The organism is Nonlabens antarcticus, from assembly GCF_015356755.1.
Classification (GTDB): domain Bacteria; phylum Bacteroidota; class Bacteroidia; order Flavobacteriales; family Flavobacteriaceae; genus Nonlabens; species Nonlabens antarcticus.
Genome location: NZ_JADFCO010000066.1, coordinates 17,249 through 38,793, shown reverse-complemented (window position 1 = coordinate 38,793; position 21,545 = coordinate 17,249). Strand labels below are relative to the sequence as shown.

Genomic DNA, 21,545 nt, shown 5'->3' with positions numbered 1-21,545 from the left:
CGGTATTAGATTTACCATGTAAAGTATTCTAAAGTTGACACCACGAATTTTGTTAAGTTGATCTCCCTGTAGAATTTTATACCGTAAAACTGTAGGATACATAAAGATTGAAGGTTTGATGTAAGATTGGGAATCCTACAAAAAATACATTCATTACTTATTTTCAACAACCATATCAAACATAAGCCGCACTAAAATTCTGTAATAAAATGCGAGGTTTGAGAACATTGCTTAATCGTATAATCTAACCAACATTTTCAGTCATATCAGAGTTTTTACTTGTAAGGCAAATCAGTGTTACAAACAACTGCTATTTATTTGACCAGCTTTACATAAGCTTTTCAGCATCCAGTAAAGAGCTAGCGGTCATAATGCTAAAAATTACTATTTTTAATTTACGTTAGGAATGATGAGGTAATTGGACTTTCGCGAAAGCGGACTTTTATCCCGTGAATAGGACTTACTACTGATAAAAAACAAATTTATTTTATGAGCACTTCCTAAAATTGACACTGTAAAACGTTAATTCTGTAGCCCAATTCAGTTTATTTTAGGAGTTTTGCTTGTTTATCAAATAACAAAATTACATGCCTTTAAAATACCCTGCACTGAAAAATTCATTTCGTAACCTCATCTCTTTCACGCTTTTAGTAACCTTAATGTTTGTAAGTGTAAAGTCTAACGCCCAAGAGAAAAAAGAGATTTCCAAAAGTGTTTACATCACTTCAAACATAGGAGAACGAAAAAATAGCAAGTCTGATGAAATTCTAAAAATCATTGTTGAGCAATCAAAAAAAGACAATAAAGCCGTATTCCTGTCGGTAGGAAATAATACCAGTCCCAATGGTTACCCTAAAAAGGATCAAAAACGCGCAGCAGAGGAAAGGCTGCTTACTTCTAGTTTACTGGATCCACTAAAAGATTTTAACGGTGAGGTTATTTTAGTTCCTGGAAAGAATGAATGGAACAGCGGTGGACAAAATAATCTTGATGATCTTGAATCATTTTTACAAGATAATAGTACTGCAAAATTTTGGCCAAATGACGGGTGTCCGCTGGAGCGGGAAACTTTAAGTGATGAAGTGGAACTCCTCATGGTTGACTCTCAATGGTATTTAGAAGATTGGGACAAGCATCCTTACATGAACAGTAAGTGCGAGATTAAAACTAGAGAACAGTTTTTCATTGAATTTGCAGATGAACTTAAAGATGAACAGAACAAAACTATCATAGTTGCCATTCATCACCCTATTTTAAGTGCAAACAGACGTGGTTTTTTTGAACGTTTGGGTGGTTTTTCCAACCAAGCTTATTTCAGCAATGAGATGCAGTATTTAACGGGTAGACTAGAAACAATTGCTAGTCGATTTGAAGATGTCATTTTTGTTTCTGGAAACCATAGAAACCTTCAGTTTATGATGGATGATGGGATACCGCAAATCATGAGTGGTGCCACTGCTGCTACTCAAAAAACGAGAGACAATTCTAACAAGGTAAAATATGCAAGTGATGAAAATGGTTTTTCTAAACTTAATGTATTTAAAGACGGTAGTTCTGAAGTAGAAATTTATACAGTTGAAAATGGAAAGGCAAACCTAATTTTCACAACGCCTATAAAGTTGAAAAAAGCGAGTCCAAATGATTTTGAATATTATAAGAACGACGATTTTGGACCAACTTATGAAGCCTCTGTCTATACTAAAGAGGAGACGGACAAATCTGGGATTTATAAGTGGTTTTGGGGTGAGCATTATAGAGATGCTTATGGAAAGCAGATAACTGCTCCCGTATTGTTTTTAGACAGTCTTCCATTTAATGTTAGAGCTATTACCGAAGGTGGTGGAAATCAATCCAGAAGCTTGCGTTTGATAGATGACAATGAAAATGAATTTACCGTTAGAGAGTTGCGTAAAAGTGCGGTGCGCTTTATCCAGTCTTCTATTGATGACCATTATGTCTTAGAATATGCTAGAAATACAGTTGCAGAAGATATTGTACAGGATTTCTATACAACTTCTCATCCGTACGCGCAGTTTGCAGTTAATGATTTAATGGACGCTGTTAATTTACTTCACGCTACTCCTAAAGTAGTTTACCTACCTAAGCAAGAGCGTTTAGGAAGATTTAATGGAAGTTATGGCGATAAGCTTTACATGATTGAAGAGCACGTAGGCGACGAGAATATAGATCTAAAAATATTCGGTGATCCGGACGATATTATTAGTACTTCAGATTTATTTATTGAACTTAGAAACGATCCGAATGCACGGGTTGATGAAGCAGAATATCTAAAGGCGCGTCTGTTTGATATGTTGATAGGTGACTGGGACCGTCATGCAGATCAATGGCGTTGGGCGATGAAAGAACAGAAAGATGGTACTAATTTGTACACTCCTATACCTAGAGATCGTGATCAAGCCTTTCCTAAGTACGATGGAGTATTTCCTGCTATCCTGAAGTTAGGAGCACCGCTTGCTAGGAATATGCAGTCCTATGCGCCCGAAATAAAAAACATAAAAACATTCAATAACGCTGGTTTTTATTTAGATAAGAGCTTTATCAATCGAGCCGACTGGAGTGACTGGAAAAACCAGGCAGAGTTTATTCAACAAAACTTAACGGATGATGTGATTGACAATGCTTTCGCAAACTTATTACCTGATACTACTGATGAGGATACTGATAAGATTAAAGAAGTTCTAAAGTTACGCCGGGAGAATCTCGTAGATATTGCGAAGAATTATTTTGAGTACTTTAAGAAGTATGAAATCATTGTAGCCACTACAAAGGACAATACCATTGATATTTTAAGAGAGAAAGACGGTGTTACGAATATTACCGTAAAGCAAAATGATACCATCCTATTTAAAAACACCTATTCAAAGGATTTGACTAAGGAAGTATGGGTATATGGACTTGATGGTGATGATTCTATCAACGTTACCGGTGATGGAAATAACTACATCAAGTTGAAAATCTTTGGTGGTGAGGAGAATGATATTTACGATATTCAAAATAGAAGAAACGTCAAAGTGTATGATTATGCTTCTAAAAAAAATACCTTTAAAACTCCCGTTAGCACGTTTTTATCAGATTCCTATGACATCAATAACTACGATCCACAGAAGCGCATTTATTCTAACAATGTCATTCTTCCTAGTGTAGGCTTTGATCCTGATGCTGGTTTTAAAGTAGGTGTTTCTGATACGTACACTACGTATCGTTTGAAACGCAATCCATTTACAACCCAACATAAATTTGCAGCCAAATACTATTCTGCCACGCAGGGTATTGAATTGGAATATTACGGAGAGTTTGCTCATGTCTTTTACAACTGGAATCTAGGTTTTGATGCGAGGTACACCACAGATAACTATGCAACTAACTTTTTTGGGATAGGAAACGAAACGGTTTACGATGACGATGCTGTTGACATGGATTTCAACCGTACTAAGATTCAACAATGGCATATCGAGCCTTCTCTGCAGTATAAGAAATACGATGATTTTACCGCTCATATTTCTGCACGATTAGAGTCTAATGAAGTGGATGATGAAAATAATGGATTTGCACAGCAGTTCTTTACGCCTGCATCTGGTGTATTTGAAAGACAATTATATGCTGGTGGTGAGGTAGGTTTGAATTATAATAATAAACAAGGTCTGATAAGCTATCCACGTCGTGGGATGGAGGCTGGACTTATTGCTGGATACAAACGCAATATTGAGGATGGTTTCAATAACGAGTTTTCCTATGTACAACCTACACTTTCTTTTATCTACCCGATACATGAAAGTGGAGCGGCAGCTATCGCTACAAAAGCTCAAGCCAACTTTATCATAGGCGATAGTTATGAGTTTTATCACGCTGCAACCGTAGGTGGAAATGAAAGCCTGAGAGGTTTTAGAAATGAAAGGTTCTTGGGTCAAACTTCGTTTTACCAGTCTACAGATCTGCGTGTAGGTATTACACAGTTCAGAACTGCGTTTGTTCCTATTCGTATAGGAGTTACCGCTGGATTTGATTATGGAAGAGTTTGGAATGATAATGATAATTCTGATAAGTGGCATAACAGTTATGGTGGTTCCATATTTATCAATGGATTCAAGGCCATCACTGCAAACGTAGGATACTATGTGAGTGATGAGGATAGCAGGATCCTGTTTACCGCTGGCTTTAGGTTCTAACCCAATTAAGATTATTTAAGAGCTTAGAAAGCCTGAAGGAATCTTCAGGCTTTTTTTTGTTTCTGTTTTGAATTTAGAGGTGTCCTAAATATAATAGGGTTCTTTTTTATTTTGAATCTTCAGAAATTTTAGGTTACTAGATTTCTTCTAGTGAACAGCTGTTTATTTCAAACCTTCCTAAAACCATTTACCGAATCAGTTTTTTTTGTGAAGCTTCATCATCTTAGATATTCAAGAAATAAAATAGGTTTGAGATTATAAAACTGATGTTTATGTATTCTCAACTTGATCGCCTGTATAGAAAATCATTTTTTGAAACTGGCAAAATTTGAATACCGTGCCTATTGGGTGAACTTACATATCTTAAATGATCCTTTGAGAATGTTTGCACATCGCTACAAAACTTTATAATTAATTACTTTGACTTCTCATTTGATCATATTTCGACATTTTATTCGGCTGGTATATAATTACTTAGACTTTTGATCTGTCAAATTTGGAATAAAGGTTCTAGTTAAATTATCGCTAATGAGAATTCGTTCTAATATCAAATCTGTCTACCTTTAGTATGCTAATCTTAAAGTCATATACCATGGCACAACAGCAAAAAAAGCAGGCTGCGCCTGCTAAGCCTCAGTCAAAGCCACAGCCTAAAGCTGCTGCTAAAACTGCAAAGCAAGCTCCTAAGAAATAAGGCGCTCGCATATCGTAACCCGTTACGATCAATCGTTAAATCAATAAATAAGAAACCACGCCTCCAGGCGTGGTTTTGCTTTTGAAATTGTACGGGTTTAAATATCGTCTTCCTCGTGTTTGATACTAGCATTATTAAGAACGGTGATTTGATCCTCTGACAATTCAGTTTGCACTGCTTCTTCAAATGCCTTGAGTTGGGACTTTTTAGTTGCACTTACAATAGGTGCGGTGATCCCAGGTTGCGCCATCGTCCATGCAATGGTTACACCTGCTTGCGAGATACCGGTTTGTTCACTTATGATTTTCAGGGAATGTAAAATACGCTCGCCACGTTCTGTAAAATATTGCTCTAGGTTATTTGCTCTTGAAGTTCCTTTTATATCTTCCTTTGACTCGTATTTTCCAGTTAAAAAACCATTTGCAAGTGCCCAGTAATTAGTGATAGAAATATCGTTTTTCATTACGTATTCCTGATACTCCTTTTCAAAATCGATGCGGTTTAAAAGGCTATATTCTGGCTGGTAGATTTGATAGGAAGGCAAACTATGTTCTTTCGAATACTCCACAGATTCTTTAAATTTTTCCATCGGGAAATTAGAAGCTGCGATATGGCGTAATTTCCCTTCTTTTTGTAATTGGGCGTATGTTTCTAGCGTTTCTGCAACCGGAGTGCTTTCATCATATTTATGAGAGAAATAAAAATCAACATAATCGGTTTGCAGATTTTTTAAACTGGCATCAATTTGTTTTTTAATGTGGCTTTTAGATAGGTCGATAGAACCCTGACCCACGTCCATTCCTACTTTAGTTGCTACAATGATCTTATCTCTCAAACCACGAGATTTCATCCACTTTCCTAGCACGCGCTCACTTTCACCACCTTCATGATCGTCAATCCATCTGGAATAAACATCGGCAGTATCCATGTAATTGAACCCCATTTCAAACAATTTATCGAGGACTTCAAACGATTCTTTCTCATCCATCGTCCATCCCAGCACATTACAGCCAAAAGCGATAGGTGGCATTCTCAAATCTGTAGTTCCTATTTGACGCGTCTTCATCTTTTCTATTTTTACACTAAATTAGGCTACAATGTAACGCCTGGACTGCTGTGAATTAATTTTGACATTATTTTAGGCTTCTTGATGATCTTAAGATTGATGGCAAGTTCGCTTTCGCGAAAGCGAAATACCCATTTTATATCTGAATAGAATTTTATCAATAGTGCTTTGTACTGCCACCAACTAAATTAAAACTGCTACAAAAAGGGGCTGTCACCGCTATCTGTCGTATAATTATTAATTTATATATTGACAAAGAATCCGTACCATTGCAGCTTGTAAAAATTTAAAAACTGGATCCTCACCCTATCTTTAAATCCATGTCTAAAAACCTCAAAGTGATGCTTGTGACGGAAGGAACCTACCCATTTAATGGTGGCGGTGTTTCTACATGGGCACAGATTTTATGCAGCGAGACCCGAGGGGTTGACTTCACATTATATTCTGTCAATGCCGCGTATGAAACGGTTCCTAAATATACATTACCAGAAAGCATAAAAGAGGTTATTCAAGTGCCTTTGTGGACGCCTGATGAGCCCTATGACTACATAAGTTATGGTGAACAGTATTACAAAACGGTAGGCAAAAAGGAGTGGACTACCACTCGCGCCATAAAACGCGGGTTCCTTCCTTCCTTTAAGAAATTGTTGCGTTTTATTTACAGCGATCAACAAGATCTAGATAAGCTTGACCAGATTTTTAAAAAGATGTGGTTGTTTTTTGAGGATTATGATTTTAAGGAAACCATGCGTAATGTCTTGGTATGGGAGATGTACCGTAAGATTATCGAGTCTGAAATTGTTCCAGAACGCAACCCAGCTGCCACTATGCTGGATATGACGATAGGGATGCGGTGGATGTATAGATTTTTGATCCCACTAGCGATTGTGGACGTTCCCAAAGTGGACATTTGCCACGTTACCATTAGCGGGTTTCCTATAATTCCTGCCTTGATAGCGCACTATAAATATGGTTCTAAAATTGTCTTGACAGAACACGGCGTTTTTATTAGGGAGCGATTGCTGGCATTGAATAATTCTGAATTTCCATTTTTCCTTAAAAACCTATTGATTAAATTTTCGGAAGCTATTGCCCGATTGAGCTATTATAAGGCAGATCGCATTATTTCAGTCAATAATTTCAACCGCAAATGGGAAGAGTGGTACGGTGCAGATCCTGCTAAGATTCAAGTGATCTACAATGGTATAGATCCGGACCAATTCACGCCACGACCCAAACCAGAACCTCTGAAAAAGATACCCACAGTAGTGGCTCTTGCCAGAATATTTGAACTCAAGGATATCCTTACGATGATCCAAAGTTGCGCTATCGCAAAAAAGGAAGTTCCCAACGTTCAATACCTCGTTTATGGTGATGATAAAGCGGTACCTGAATACACCACAGAATGCCTGAACCTAATTGCAGAGTTAGGTCTGAAGGAAAACTTTAAAATAATGGGCTCTAGGGAGAATGCACATTTATTGTTTGCCGAAGGTGATATATCCATCCTAACATCCATTTCTGAAGGTTTTCCGTATACTGTTATAGAATCTATGGCTAGCGGTGTTCCTGTCGTAGCGACAGATGTAGGTGGTGTAAAAGAAGCGCTCGATCCCGATTCTGGATTTTTATGTAAACCTAAAGATGCACAAGAGATCGGTGAAGCTGTCATTAGATTATTAACGGATGAGCCCTTGCGTAAAAAAATGAGTGATCATGGAAGAAAGCGTATTCTGGAAAACTTTACCGTTGATAAATTCATAGCGGAATATGAAACTGTTTACCAGGAAATACATGCATTGCCGCGGGAATCCATTAAGTCATCGATAGAATGATGGAAAACCACAAGATTGCGCTGGAACAATTAATTACTACGGTAAAAGCCCGCAACGGCAAGCCCGTGAATATGCGTGTGGTAGTAGCAACCATTGAATCCATGGGAATACGTGACATAGATATCGTCACAGACTATGGTTTTGAATCTATCACAGCCATTGCCGACTATATTTTTACAAAACTTAGCACCCCAGAATACTACCAACTCAAGAACAAGAATCAACAAATCGCCGATAAAAAAAGCTACGATCGCATTTCCATCAACAGCTACATCACAGGTAGGGCGGGTTTATTCGTAAAGGATTATAGCACCGGGATTTTTCACTTATTTCCTGTTGTTATTCAAATTGCTGCCATCATCTTTTTTGGCTTTTCGCTCTGGACATTTGTAGGCTTTAATGACCTACAGAGTACCGCTGTTGTTTTTGGTGTCATTTTAGGACTAGTAGGAACCGGTGGTCTGGTTCAAGTAGTAGGAAAGCAAGTTTCCTTTTATTGGTACAACCAGGATTATCCCATGACCTATTATGCCATAAAACAATTGTTACGCATTGGGGTAAGGTCCTTATTTGTAGTATTTCTGATAATCGCCGTGATCAATTCATTTATCAGATTATACCCATTTTTATTTATAGCTATAGTATTCGTTTATGCACTGCTCATCGGGTTTTTACTTCTCGCAATAGCACCTTTATATACCATCAAACAGCGCTGGATGATCTCTGTTTCCATACTCGCTGGAACCTTGCTCTCATTATCTTTGTTTTTTTACAGCAACCTGCATGTGTATATAATTCACTGGATAGGAATTATGGTAAGCGCACTTATAGCACTGCTTTACCTCTATCTTTTTTTTAAAAAATTGATACGTTCTGAAAAAGGGTTTGCAAACAAGACGCCTAAGTTCACACTGGCAATCTATCGCAATATCAATTACTTTTTCTACGGTACTTTAATCTACATATTTGTATTTATGGACCGGCTGGTCGCATGGTCTAGCCATACAGGTAGGGAGTTACCGTATGTCGTTTATTATGAATCTGATTATGAGATAGGGATGGATCTCGCCATCATTATCTTCTTTTTATTGGCAGGAGTATTAGAATATAATATATCTGCATTTTCCCGCTTTCTTGATTTCCACCAGAGAACAACATCATTCCTAAATGCACCACTATTTAATAAGAAGATGTCAAGGCATTATTTTAATCAGCTGGGCATCTTTTTTGCTAGTGGTATCGCAAGTGCCGTCTTGTTATATTTACTAATTACTCAATCGTGGGGCTATGAGGCAGCATTTGCAGACCAGCTTTCTGATTTAAGTCTTTGGGTATGTGCGGTAGGTGGTGTGGGATACTTTTTTCTGACCTTGGGCATGCTTAACGTACTTTACCTTTATACCCTCAATAGGAACAAACGGCCGGTGCTAGTCATTACGGTGGTCACAGCAGTGAACCTTGTGGTAGGTGCCGTATTAAGTCGATTGATTTCTTATGAATATGCAGTAGTAGGAATGCTTGTAGGCTCCTTATTGTTTGCTATTTTAACTACGATTATAACTCGGCGTTTTTTCAATAAACTTGATTATTACTATTATGCGGCCTATTAATATTATTCTAATGATTCTTTTAGCAGCGTTCACATCATGTCGCACAGCGCTTACTGCACAGCAGTCTGCCCTATTTTGTTATGGAGATTTTTACCCGCAAGAGATCAGCGGGCTAGATTATGTGGTGGTAGAACCTATTTTATTTACTGCGGCAGATGTAAGCGTTCTCAAATCACAAAATAAAAAAGTTCTTGCCTACATAAGCTTGGGAGAAGTTAGCGCGGTTGCCTCCCACTATGCTGCTATTAAAACCGAAACTCTAGCGAAAAATGATATTTGGAACAGTTACGTTTTGGACATCAGCGCACCTAAAACTAGGGAATCTTTAATGTCGTTAATTGAGGAACACCTAGCTGTTAAAGGTTTTGATGGAATATTCCTGGATAATATTGATAACTACACCATCTGGGGACCTACTCCCGAAAAAAAGGAGGCTCTTCTCAGTTTTTTACAAGATGTGAAATCCCGCTTTCGCGAAAGCGTACTTATGCAAAATGCTGGGTTGCTCATATTGAAGGAAACGAGTCCATACATTGATATTGTAGCGGTGGAAAGTGTTGCTAGTGATTATAATTTCACAAATGACACGTATCGTTTGCGCACCAAAAAAGGTTTTGAAGATCGTTTAACAGAAATCGACACCGCAAGAAAAGCTACCGATGTTCCTTTTCTACTGATCGAATATGCCAAAACGAAAAAAATGAAGGTTGCTATTGAAAAGCGCCTTTCTAAAACTGATTTTCCTGTATTCATAGGTCAGATTGACCTTCAAAAACCACCCGTATTTAAGTGAAAAATGTAGAGTTATTTTATACGCCTTCCATGATCTGGGGACCTATTAGGTTGTTCCTATTCCTGGCGCTTGCGTATTATATCAATATAATTTCTTCTAGAAAGGTTTCTAAACGGCGCGGGCTGGATTATTTCATTTTAAGATGTTCTTTACTGATAACTGCACTGGTGCTGGCTTCCTTGTTTTTAACACAGATAGACTCTTACGATCTTTTTATCATCATCATCATATTCATGGCGTTGTCTCTATTGCGTTTCATGAATCTCAACTTTAGCAAACCATTGCAACGGCAATTGGCTAAAATCAGGAGGCGCAGTATCCTCTATACCATTAAAAGTGTGGAATATGGCCAGCGCATTATCGGAGCTAAAAATTTCAACAAGCAGAATAAAAGAGCCATCAATTCGAATGTTTCTGTGGAAAATAGGTTCCAAAATAAAGGCTTACAGTATCAATCGCTGATTGCTGTGTTTCTTGCCTTGCTAGCCATGGGATCTCGATACTATTTTTTCCTGTTTGACACCTATTTGCTTAGCGATTTGTGGTATGCAGACCTGCAAAACATGAAGGATATTACCCTTCAACACTGGTTTTTCAATGACGGCGTCATGATGGGCCACGTAGCGGTCATTAATTTTTACAGTGATATTACCGGAATTACAGATGCTGTGGCGATCACATCATTCGGTTTGATTGAGACCGCATTATTGACCGTTTCCATTTTCTGGAGCGTCAACAAATTAATGCGCGATACGATCGCATCAGGAATTGTAGCTGCTTTGAGTTTTATGTTCCTTTACATATTATTACCGTTAGATATTAATTTAATGACGCAGCCTAAATCTGTTTTTTTGGCGATGTCTCTGGCACTTCCCTTCCTAGTTTATTTAGTCGATCCTGCAGAACTTCCTGCAAAATCGAAACATCATTTTATCACTCTCTTTGTACTCGCTCTAGCTGTACTGTTCACAAATCTATTTGTAGGTATCTTTTTTCTACCGGTAGTTATCCTGATCACATCTTTACATAACTGGAAATGTAACAAGGAAAGGGTCACGATGTCTATCTTCTCTTATTTGAGTGCGATTGCGATTGCTCTCGTAATTTTAGGAATCGCTGCTGTCGTCCAGCAATATTCATTAGTGTATTACCTAAAAACGAACCTTTATCAAATTAGCACCTATACTTATGCCCCTCAATTAATAGTGCCTGTGTCAGATCTGATTTTAATATATCAGATTGCCTCTGGTTTGCTCGTACTGGCAACAAGTTTTGCGTACTTAAAAAATCGAAGTTATAAGGGCTTGAATATACTCTCGCTATTGATGTTCATATTCTTTTTACTTCCATCCTTCGAGCTGTTTTTTATAGATCAGGACGTGCTCAACCAGCTGCTTTCCATTTTTGTACCCATGCTGATTGCTGGATGGGTTTACACTATTTATATATCCGGTGCATATTTTACCAAGACAGATCCGCTTAGTTTTAATGCAAAACTAGTTGTGGCAGCTGGAGCGACCATACTCGTTTTAGTACTAACTACTGGAAATACATTAACAGACTACCCTAAAAAGAATCCGGTGAATTCTGACATTGTAAAGGTTTATGACCAGATGAATTCTGATCTATCTCCGTTTTCATATGTGGTAGTTCACAATAGCAAAAATGCTAAATTGAGTAAGTTGAAGCATTTCTTTTTGGACTACGATACCTTTAATGAAGAATACTTAGATAAGGATAAGCAATATCAAACCTACAAAGATGATCACTTCTACTTAAAGTCAAACCCAGAAGTTGTATTACCACAAAGCACTTTTGTTTTTATGTATGATCGTGTTTCTTCTGCAAATAAACAGAATGATCTTAAAACCCAAGACCAAATTAAAGCTTCCCACATCATCAACGTTCTGAGAGAACGAGGCCGAGAAATAAACATTTATTATAAAACGCCTCGAATTACGGTTTACGAGATTGTGAACGAACCCAATGCTACTAAAGTTAAAGACTTACTGATATGATCCGTTCTATAAAAGCTTCATATCATAGTAAGGCTAGTGCGTTGATGTATTTGATGTTCATACTTTTCACATTAAGTTGTGCTTCAGATAAAGAGGTTCTAGATGTCACTAGAATTGAATACGACAGGGACAGCAAAAGACCTCTTGTAAGTTACCTGCTAGATTCAAACGACAGCGAAAGCAAAAATTACAATGATCAGATTAGGAAAACCATCAACTATACTAAAATACCTTACCAGCAATTGCGATTGGGGGAATTTAATAGAGCCCCAGAAATCCCTGAAACTACTAAAGTTCTGATTCTAAAAAACGGGAAGGGAATTAGTGAGATAGCGATGGATAGCATCATCACTTTTGTGGCTCGTGGGAATACTTTGGTTTTTATGAATATGTCTGAGGATGATAACTTTGGCTTCTTAAGCGGTGTAAAACGCAATTCTAGTTTTTCAGTAAATACAACCGCTCGCAGTTATATTTTTAAGGAGGAGTTGATTCCCGCAATAAAAAATACACCTTATGACAATTACATACAGCACTTTGGATTACAGGCAGAGAACTTTCTGCCTACCATAGATGTGCTGGCCACGGCTGTTAACGATCCCAAATTTCCGGTCATTATCAGGCATAAAATTCACAAGGGACAAGTGATCAGTTTCAATACCTATCAAGGTGCAGAGAAGCAAGATCGAGGTTTGTATTTCGCTTCCATTTTGAATGGGCTGGAATTCGTTCCTTACCCCATTGTTAATGTAGGAACGGTATTTCTAGATGATTTCCCAGCACCTCTTTATCCCAGCTTTTTAGAACCGATTAAGACGGAATTGGACCTATCACAATCAGCTTTCTATCAAGATGTCTGGTGGCCTGATATGATCAAACTAGCTACTAAATACCAACTCAAATATACAGCTGTACCAGCATTTGATTACCGTGGTAAAAAACAACCTCCGTTTCTTTTTCCAGAATGGGACGCTACCGTAATAAATAGAAACGGGAACAAAAGAAGCGCAACAGATCTTCTTATGGAATCTGTACTCAAGGAAAAACATGAGTTGGGTTTTCATGGGTACAACCATCAATCCCTACTAATAAAAGAATGGCCCGATCAAGAGGTCATGGAAATCGCCTTGCGCAGTGCAGAAAAGAAATGGATGGCTTCAAACTTTGGAGAGCTTCCAGTTACTTATGTACCGCCCTCAAATGACATCGACCATGCTGGAATCGATGCTTTGACCATAGGCATGCCTTCACTGCGTATCATGAGCAGTCTTTATATGGGTGAATTTGAAGATGGCGGCGCCCGGGAGTTTGACCCTGAACCCTATAATGATTATTTCTATGATTTCCCTAGGTTGACCAGTGGATTTACCTTAGACGATGTTGCTGTATTTGTCCATCAATCCACGTTCCTTTATACTGGAATCTGGAATCACTTTTTGCATCCTGACGATGTTTATCAAATTCCGCAAGGAGAGAATACGGCAAGTAGAGGTAGTTATGAATTCCGAAATAAAGAAGGATATGGCTGGAGAAATTCGGCAGATGGATCTTTAGGCTTGCTGGGTAGATTTGAAAAATATTTGATTAAAACCCGTGTCCAGTATCCATCACTCACTTATAAAACTACTCAAGATGCCGTTGAGATTACTAAAGCCTGGCGTAAATCTAGGGTTGATTTTGATTCCTCGAGAGAAGAAATTCAGGTGAAAAGTAATTGGTCTGATCAGGAGTTCTGGATGACTTATATTAAAAACAAAAACGTCCCATCTTTTGAGAAACAGTTGGAAGAACAAGAAATTAAATTCACCAGAACTTCCATCGTTGACGGGTTTTTATACACGTTGAAATCTCCTAAATCAAAGTTGGCTTTTCAATTATCTAAAAATTCTGTTTCAAAAAGCTTAGGCGGTATTAAAGAAAAGTTGCTAAAAGAATTTGCTGATTATAAAAGCGGGATATTGATTTTTGATAATATCAATGAAGAAATTGCCTATCATGTCGCAAATGGCGATTTAGATAAGGTAGTGGAACTTCTAAAAAATAAGATTTCTACCAGCAACAGCTATAAAGAAGAGGACTGGCTCGCATTGAAAACTTATTTGGGATGGCAAAATAAAGAATATGCAATATGGTCGTTTCTTGAAAAAAGGTATCAAATAACCAATGATGATCAATTGATTTCGCTTTCGCGAAAGCTGACTCAAAATAGTGATTATCCTTATCTCTACATTCGTAAAACATGGATGGAGCGGCAAATGAAACTTTATCCTGATGATGAGAAATTACAGGAGGATTATGCAAATTATTTTGCTGAAGAAATCATTAAAGGATTGACTCCAGATAAGGCGATTCTACAACTATTTACTGAAAACGATCCAAGTGTAAAACGGACGTTGCTCAATTATTTGATGGACAATGATGTTACCAAAGCACATAATTATCTAAGCAGCCAAGCAGCTTGTACCGATGCAGATCTAACTCCTATTGCTGATCGTATTGCCTGGTCCTATGCGGATAAAGATTTGTATCAAAAAGCCCTAAATTGGTCAAAATGCAGCACTATAGCAGCATCTAATATCGTGGAATGGCGTATTCAAACTGGCGAATTTGAATTTCTAAAAAGTAGCGATTATCCAGCTTATGTAAATTATTTACTTGCTAATAATCCACAAAGGGCATTGAGAGAACTTGCTTATAAAACTCCTTGTGAAGATGTTGATTTGACAGCATCCAGTGCTGATATTGCTTATGCATTTTCAAACATAGGCGCTTACAGGAAGGCATTAGAATGGTCAAAATGTTCTATTGAAATTCCTCAAACTGATGTTTTGCAGTGGTATTATGAATTAGGTGATTATAAAAAATTAGAACAAGAATTTCTAGCCTACAATGCGACACACCCAGAAGATACGGCCGCTATAAAACTCATGATTGAAACCTATCTAGCGCAATCCAATTATGAAAAGGCTTTTGCACTGACTCAGCAATTAAATGCAATCGATAAAGTAGACGTGTTGAAACGATTGAATCTGGCTGTTATTTATGCTACCCCAGAAGAAAAAGTTATTATTCTAGATAAATATGCTTCAGATCTGGACCCTAAAACCAGAGAATTGCTAGTGAAGGAAGTACGCTTGCAAAATGCGGATACTATTGAATCACAAAGTAACATGATTACCGACAGGCTCACTCCTACAGGTTTGAACAATCAAATTCTCTATGGAACGACAGACTCAAAAGGCAACAAACATTTTTATGGCATTACACAAACTGCTGCTTACTCTATTGCGGTAAACGAAAGCGATCCAGCCAATCTTGATTTCCAGCTGATAGGTGCCAGATACGGGTTTGCTACTAAGGAGCTTCCTAAGAAATTCAATTATACGGTTGCCGGAACAGTGGAATATGCCTTGAATGATGAGACCCTATTTTATGAACTGGATGCTGGTGCTTCCATATCGATCGACAGTTTATACAGTAGTGTTCAAGCCAGTTTTAAACCGGCGATTACAGGACCATCCTATGCGCTCAATATTTACCGTGGCCAGATATCAGTGTATGAAGAACTGCAGTTAAGAAATAACTTTAACCTTGTGGCGACATTAGAGGGAAACTACTATACAGATGGCGCTATTGATGGATTACTGCTCACAAAACTAGGTTACAATCTAAAAGCAAGTACCAGCTCTACATTTACACCCTTTGTAGAAACTGCGGGAATGTTAGGAAATACAGATCAACGCAGTGGATTCCCATACTGGACTATAAAGGAACGTTTTTACGGTGGTGGAGGTATTTCTTATAAATACAATAATCTCAAAACTAAAGTACAGGCGGACTTGAGTGCAGCAGCGTTTTTAGATACCTTCTCTGACAGTTTCCAAAGATATGGTGGCTCATTGTCCTATCCCGTGAGCGATTACTTTACGATCAAAGCAGGAGCAGAATTCTACACACTGAAAAACTTCTATAGCAACAGCTTTAGTTTAGGATTGAAATATTATTTGAAGGATTGATTTGAGTAAGATGATGAAGTCTTGGGTAAACGATTACGCTTATTCCCCCTTATTTCTACCTAGATCATTATGATTGGATTTACATCCAAAATCAGAATTAGTGATTTTATCTGATTTAATATTTTCGATCCAAAGAAAAAACAGAAGACCTGTAAAGTACAGTACTACATCAATCCAGTCTGCAGTGTAACGTGGGTTGATTTTGGGAAGAAGTAATTCAAAATAAATTGCATATAAAACGGTCAGCGAAAAGGCTATTTCAAATGGGATTTTTAAATTCCTATCATTCCGAATTAGACAAACGGTATATTGACAAATTTTTAAAACAACCGGCATACACAAAAGATCGTTCAGATAATTATTTATCAAGTTAGGCAAAGGGTATGAATAGTATTGAAATCCATAGACTACTGATGCTAGAACTAAGAAAACAGGGAAATAAAAACGCTTCACATAAATTAGGAACATAAATCGTTTGATAATATTAGGCAGCTATATAACTAAATACCAAGGCTAAAAATGAACCTACAATCACAACAATAATCCAGATGGAATAAAAAAAGCGAGCTACATATTTAATTATAAAATTGTCGTGGTTCTTTACTTTTTCAAAGAATAGGCTCACAGGATTTTCTTTGTTCGTAGTCTCTAATTTCTGTTTTCGTTCGCTGGCTGTTTTTATACGCTCCGACTCCCTTTTTAAATTTATGTTGATCATATGACCACAAGCAGGACAGTAATCCTGATTCAATGAAATCTCCCCACAGTTGGCGCATTTTCTGTAGGTAGTTTTTGACATATTTAAAAATTGAAGATGGATGCTGCTACAAAAATAATCGAAACTTGAGGTAAAGCATCATTTGGCACGCCGATAAAAATCTAATAAGCTTAAAGGAGTTTCAGTAATATAAGGCGTTGAAGAATCGTGGGTTGAAACTTTAACTCACGAATGATTTGCAGCTGTAGTTTTACCTTTTTTATTGATTATCTTATTCATGAATAACTTCATAGTATAACCAAATACAAGTCCGCCAATTGTCCATATCACGATTCCCGACAATAAAGTTTTCCATGTAATATCCTGTCCATCAAAATATGGAAAGCCTACCGACATTATTAAAAACATAAAAGCTCCCCAATTTAATCCTATTGTAATCCAACTTTTTTTGTTTAGGGGATTCGGGATATTTTTTATATCAATATTTTCGTGGCGTTCCGGTTGTCTCTCCAGCCATTTTACTTTCAAACTCTTTCTAAACCAACCCCAAAATGGATATGTCAAAACAAGAATTATATAGCTCCATACATTAATTAAACAAGGGATTGTATCTCCACAATTACAACAATACAACCCAAACCAATTTTTAAATGCGGTTCCATTTTTGGATGACCATGTTCTTCCATCATGAAGTGTCTGGCAATGAGGACAAGGAACAATCGATCTTTCAATCCTAGGTTTGTCAGATGTCTTGTCTTCTAAACTGACCTTAGGTACTCTCTGCCCAAAGATTAATTCATTAACCGCTAATCCTGGATTCAAAATCCAGATTTGAGAAGGAAAAAATAGTATGCCGAAGTGGTGGAATTGGTAGACACGATGGATTCAAAATCCATTGCTCACAAGGCTTGCGGGTTCGATTCCCGCCTTCGGTACTAAAAAAGCTGAGATGAAAATCTCGGCTTTTTTTATGACTTGGTACAACATAGGTACAACATTTTGCTATTTTGAAGGCAACATTTTTATTGATGTTAAGTTCTTCTATTTGTTTATAAACCTTATGAATTTACTATCAGAATAATAAATTTTATCTAATCACCACCCTACTTCTTCGTAAGGGAAGTTTATTATCATACAATATATACGCAAGGTAAACTCGTAAAATACTTCCATCAAAAGACTACGGCATAAAGCCAACGCTTCTTCCCCTACTCATTTATTCCGTTTCCTTTTGAGCCAAGATTTTATCTTCCGTTTGGTTTCTGCTCAAATATTGTTTAATCAAAAATTTGAGTATTATGACAACAAAAGCGAGTACCACAAAGAAGCGCAGTAGAGCGAAATCTACTGCCAAGAAAGAAGTAAACGGAAAGAAATCATCCCTACTTCAAATTCAGAACTTACCATTGGGTAAAATCAAGCCTGACCTTGAACAACCGAGAAAGACGTTTAACGAAGATGCATTGAAGCAGCTTTCTGAGAGTATCCAAAAGCACGGTGTGTTGCAACCAATCACGATAAGACAACTAAATGGTCAATATGTCATCGTGATGGGCGAACGTCGGTATCGTGCCAGTAAATTGGCAGGAAAGAAAACGATACCCTGTATCGTGAGGACTTATGAGAACAATGATGTTCTGGAAGTTCAGATTATCGAGAATCTGCAAAGACAGGATGTCGAACCGACCGAAGAAGCCGATGCGATTGCTTACCTAAGTGAGAAATATGCACCTACTGAAATTGCGAAGCGGCTGGGTAGAACGGATAACTTCATCAGACAGCGACTTAAACTGGCTGGATTGATTGACGGTTTCAAGCACTTTGTACGCAATGGCGAAATGACCATATCATTGGGTGTAGGTGTAGCGCTCTTTGAACCGGAAGAACAGCAGATGATGTTGGAAACGATGGGCGAGGATTTTAGTGCACATCAGATAAACAGGATGATTAAAGACCAGACTTACGATTTGGAAAAAGCATCTTTTGATGTAAATGACAAAAAATTGGTCCCGAAAGCTGGGTCTTGTGTTGAGTGTCCGTTCAATGCAGCTAATCAAGGCAATCTGTTCGGCGAAGGAAAAATGGTCTGTACAAAATCAGCCTGTTTTGAAACTAAGAAAAGTAAATCGTTCTTGAACCTGATTGAAAAGTCAAAGAAAGAGAATATTCTTTTAATCCCTGAAATACGACAGTATTGGGCAGATGACGAAAGCAATCAGCTCATTATATCACAATTGGAAAAGAACGGATTGAAAGTCTATCTACTGGATGATGTTGAAATTATAGAGAATCCGATAGAGCCAACAATCGAGGGTATTAAGATAGAATATCAACATTACGATTATTCTGAAGATGAATTAAAGGCAGAATTGGATGAAGCAATGCAGAATTATAAAGAAGCATTGGAAAAATTCAATTCAGCAAAAGAAGATGGATTTAAAATCGGCATCTTGTTCCATCCCGATTCATTCCAGCACAAGGAAATTTTTGTAAAGATTATTGAAAAATCAAAGAACGATTCTACGGAATATTCGGCACCATTGGCCAACAGAAAAATGGCAGATTGTACGCCTGAAGAACAAATCGTGAAAATCAACGAGAGGGAAATCCGGAAGAAACAAATAGAGAACAACAAGCAATTTGAAGTAGTGGTTGATATGATTCGTGAGACCAAGTACATTGATACAAAAAAGACACTTTCAACAGACGAAATGGTGGCATTCTCGATATCGCTCTTTGAAAATAATGTGGACTATATGAGCCAACAAAAGTATTTCTCAAAGTTCTTGGGCGACACTTCAAAGATGACCAAAGTTGAAATGGTCGAGAATTTTAAGAAGAAGTTCAAAAAGGAAATCTTCCATAAGTTGATACGCTATATGCTCACAAAGCAAGTGCATTTTGGCGAAAGCAATCACGTCAATAATCTGACAAACATTTCATTCTATAATGCGATGCAAGGATATTACAAATCCAAGATTGCCGGCATAGAAAAGGAATATGCCGAGAAGAGAGACAAGCGTGAAGCACGTTTGAAAGAGCGTATCACGGTTCTTGAAAAACAAATTCAGGAACTCAACGATTAGCTTTTGTTGTTTGAAGAAGGGTCGGCATTCGTGCTGGCCCTTCTTCTTTTTTATGATAGTGTTTTGAAAGACGGGTTCATAAGGAAAGGGTTATCAATCAATAGTTAGCGCAAAGGTAAACTCGTAAAATACACCCATCAAAAGACTACGGCATAAAGCCAACGCAACATCCTACGCTTATTTATTCCGTTTCCTTTTGAGCTGAGATTTTATCTTCCGTTTGGGTACTGCTCAAATATTGTTTAATCAAAATTCAAAAGCTATGTATTTACAAAATTTGCAACAGGATGAAATTTTCGTGCCATCCGAAATGAAATCCTTAAAAACTCTGACCCAGATGGAATCCCGAAGAGGGCTTGAAAATGCCATAATCTCAAATGGCAAAATCGTAAATGTGGTATCGAACAGCTATGGCCACATTCCGAATCAACTCTTCTTCAAGAAAGCTGAAGAGATGCTGACCGATGCACAACTTAACTTCCACAAACGCACCATCAACAAAAATGATAGGTCGTTCATTACTGACTTTATTATCGACGACAAAAGCCAGTTTACAGTCAAGAACCATAAGGACTTGATATTGCCGATGCTTCGGTTCAAAAACTCTTATGACGGTAGCGAAAAGACCTCTGGACACTTCGGATTTTATAGAGAAGTATGTTCAAACGGACTGCACGTTTCACAAGCAGAAATTGAGTTTTCCATCAAACATAGTAAGAACAATACGCACTTGATTATGCCGAGGCTGAACAATCTATTCGATAAGTTTCTGGACAATGAATTCTATGCCATTACCAAGAAATTCGACAAGATGAAGGAATTTAAAATTATCGATACACAGGAATTTGTTAAGGCGATTCTTGACAGAACGAAATTGTTCAGGTATGAATGTAGCGACAAGAACAGTGACCCGTCGAAAAAATCTCGTGAGGTCATCGAAATCTTAAACTATGAAGCCTTGTTGCTCAATGAAGAACCGAACCTATGGTTAGGTTACAATGCATTTAATTCAATACTTCATAATGTTTTGAAGAAAAGCTTTGGCCAACAAGAACGGTTGGATAAAAAGCTGTTCGATGAAGTCTATGCTATGGCATAAAATAAATAAAGGTTTGTCCAGTACCTCAAACTGGACTTTTTCAGCTTTATCATTTTGCAACACAGTTGCATCAAAATCTTTTTATCTTTACATCGTGAAACTCATAACAATCATATTATCTTTTTATTTCTTGGCACTCAATGCTGTGCCTTGTAGCGATATGAATGATAGCAAAGATGATTCCCAAGTTGTTGCGGTAATTGACTTTGATGGCGACCACGATCAAGACTGTGAGTTATGCTCGCCCTTTTGCCAATGTCATTGCTGCCACGTTCACACGATAAATTTTGGATTGGTTGCATTTCAACCGCTACAGCCTGCTATTCCTCACGAATTCTTTGCCCATTTCGATAATCTTGGCAAAGACATTCCACATTCCTTATTACAGCCCCCTCGGGTATAATTCAGTTTTTATAGGATAAC

Annotated in this window: 12 protein-coding genes and 1 tRNA gene; 10 read left to right on the top strand and 3 right to left on the bottom strand. The window is 37.6% G+C overall.

Going from position 1 to position 21,545, the window contains the following annotated elements; translation table 11 throughout:
• Nucleotides 1-587 precede the first annotated feature (587 nt).
• Nucleotides 588-4,187, top strand: coding sequence for a ShlB/FhaC/HecB family hemolysin secretion/activation protein (locus IQ282_RS11295; protein ID WP_194851984.1), 3,600 nt, complete (start codon nt 588-590; stop codon nt 4,185-4,187).
• Nucleotides 4,188-4,978: 791 nt separating this feature from the next.
• Here the strand turns inward: IQ282_RS11295 and IQ282_RS11290 are convergent.
• The gene (locus IQ282_RS11290) at nt 4,979-5,947 is read right to left on the bottom strand and encodes an aldo/keto reductase (protein WP_194851983.1); all 969 of its coding nucleotides are present in this window, start codon (nt 5,945-5,947) and stop codon (nt 4,979-4,981) included.
• Nucleotides 5,948-6,267: 320 nt separating this feature from the next.
• Here IQ282_RS11290 and pelF point away from each other — a divergent pair, with 320 nt between their 5' ends.
• Genes pelF through IQ282_RS11265 form a run of 5 tightly spaced genes read left to right on the top strand, consistent with a single transcriptional unit; the run spans nt 6,268 to nt 16,219 of the window.
• Nucleotides 6,268-7,782 carry a GT4 family glycosyltransferase PelF gene (pelF, locus tag IQ282_RS11285; RefSeq protein WP_194851982.1) on the top strand — a complete coding sequence of 505 codons (1,515 nt, stop codon included), beginning with the start codon at nt 6,268-6,270 and terminating at the stop codon, nt 7,780-7,782.
• Nucleotides 7,779-9,392: a hypothetical protein gene (locus IQ282_RS11280; RefSeq protein ID WP_194851981.1), complete on the top strand. Its 1,614-nt coding sequence runs from the start codon at nt 7,779-7,781 to the stop codon at nt 9,390-9,392. The genes pelF and IQ282_RS11280 overlap by 4 nt, the downstream gene beginning before the upstream one ends.
• A gap of 10 nt (nt 9,393-9,402) precedes the next feature.
• Nucleotides 9,403-10,185: an endo alpha-1,4 polygalactosaminidase gene (locus tag IQ282_RS11275; protein WP_194851980.1), complete on the top strand. Its 783-nt coding sequence runs from the start codon at nt 9,403-9,405 to the stop codon at nt 10,183-10,185.
• Nucleotides 10,182-12,203 carry a hypothetical protein gene (locus IQ282_RS11270; RefSeq protein ID WP_194851979.1) on the top strand — a complete coding sequence of 674 codons (2,022 nt, stop codon included), beginning with the start codon at nt 10,182-10,184 and terminating at the stop codon, nt 12,201-12,203. Before IQ282_RS11275 ends, IQ282_RS11270 begins: the two co-directional genes overlap by 4 nt.
• Nucleotides 12,200-16,219, top strand: coding sequence for a DUF2194 domain-containing protein (locus IQ282_RS11265; protein WP_194851978.1), 4,020 nt, complete (start codon nt 12,200-12,202; stop codon nt 16,217-16,219). Before IQ282_RS11270 ends, IQ282_RS11265 begins: the two co-directional genes overlap by 4 nt.
• 484 nt (nt 16,220-16,703) lie before the next feature.
• Here IQ282_RS11265 and IQ282_RS11260 read toward each other — a convergent pair whose 3' ends face one another.
• Complete coding sequence (locus tag IQ282_RS11260; RefSeq protein ID WP_194851977.1) at nt 16,704-17,018, bottom strand: hypothetical protein; 315 nt, start codon at nt 17,016-17,018, stop codon at nt 16,704-16,706.
• A 144-nt stretch (nt 17,019-17,162) separates the two neighbouring features.
• A complete protein-coding gene (locus tag IQ282_RS11255) occupies nt 17,163-17,759 on the bottom strand; it encodes a hypothetical protein (protein WP_228547315.1) in 597 nt (198 codons plus the stop codon).
• Nucleotides 17,760-17,789: 30 nt separating this feature from the next.
• Between IQ282_RS11255 and IQ282_RS11250 the strand changes: the two genes are divergently transcribed.
• From IQ282_RS11250 to IQ282_RS15065, 4 genes are all read left to right on the top strand, one after another.
• Nucleotides 17,790-17,872, top strand: a tRNA-Leu gene (locus IQ282_RS11250).
• A 363-nt stretch (nt 17,873-18,235) separates the two neighbouring features.
• Nucleotides 18,236-20,023: a ParB/RepB/Spo0J family partition protein gene (locus IQ282_RS11245; protein ID WP_194851976.1), complete on the top strand. Its 1,788-nt coding sequence runs from the start codon at nt 18,236-18,238 to the stop codon at nt 20,021-20,023.
• Between the two features lie 262 nt (nt 20,024-20,285).
• Nucleotides 20,286-21,122: a DUF932 domain-containing protein gene (locus IQ282_RS11240; RefSeq protein WP_194851975.1), complete on the top strand. Its 837-nt coding sequence runs from the start codon at nt 20,286-20,288 to the stop codon at nt 21,120-21,122.
• Nucleotides 21,100-21,525 carry a DUF6660 family protein gene (locus IQ282_RS15065; RefSeq protein WP_317174203.1) on the top strand — a complete coding sequence of 142 codons (426 nt, stop codon included), beginning with the start codon at nt 21,100-21,102 and terminating at the stop codon, nt 21,523-21,525. Before IQ282_RS11240 ends, IQ282_RS15065 begins: the two co-directional genes overlap by 23 nt.
• Nucleotides 21,526-21,545: the final 20 nt, after the last annotated feature.

Coding starts and splice junctions, on each gene's coding strand:
- IQ282_RS11275 (WP_194851980.1), top strand. CDS start 9,403: ATGATTCTTTTAGCAGCGTTCACATCATGTCGCACAGCGCTTACTGCA.
- IQ282_RS11265 (WP_194851978.1), top strand. CDS start 12,200: ATGATCCGTTCTATAAAAGCTTCATATCATAGTAAGGCTAGTGCGTTG.
- IQ282_RS11240 (WP_194851975.1), top strand. CDS start 20,286: ATGTATTTACAAAATTTGCAACAGGATGAAATTTTCGTGCCATCCGAA.
- pelF (WP_194851982.1), top strand. CDS start 6,268: ATGTCTAAAAACCTCAAAGTGATGCTTGTGACGGAAGGAACCTACCCA.
- IQ282_RS11245 (WP_194851976.1), top strand. CDS start 18,236: ATGACAACAAAAGCGAGTACCACAAAGAAGCGCAGTAGAGCGAAATCT.
- IQ282_RS11280 (WP_194851981.1), top strand. CDS start 7,779: ATGATGGAAAACCACAAGATTGCGCTGGAACAATTAATTACTACGGTA.
- IQ282_RS11260 (WP_194851977.1), bottom strand. CDS start 17,018: ATGTCAAAAACTACCTACAGAAAATGCGCCAACTGTGGGGAGATTTCA.
- IQ282_RS15065 (WP_317174203.1), top strand. CDS start 21,100: ATGAAGTCTATGCTATGGCATAAAATAAATAAAGGTTTGTCCAGTACC.
- IQ282_RS11295 (WP_194851984.1), top strand. CDS start 588: ATGCCTTTAAAATACCCTGCACTGAAAAATTCATTTCGTAACCTCATC.
- IQ282_RS11290 (WP_194851983.1), bottom strand. CDS start 5,947: ATGAAGACGCGTCAAATAGGAACTACAGATTTGAGAATGCCACCTATC.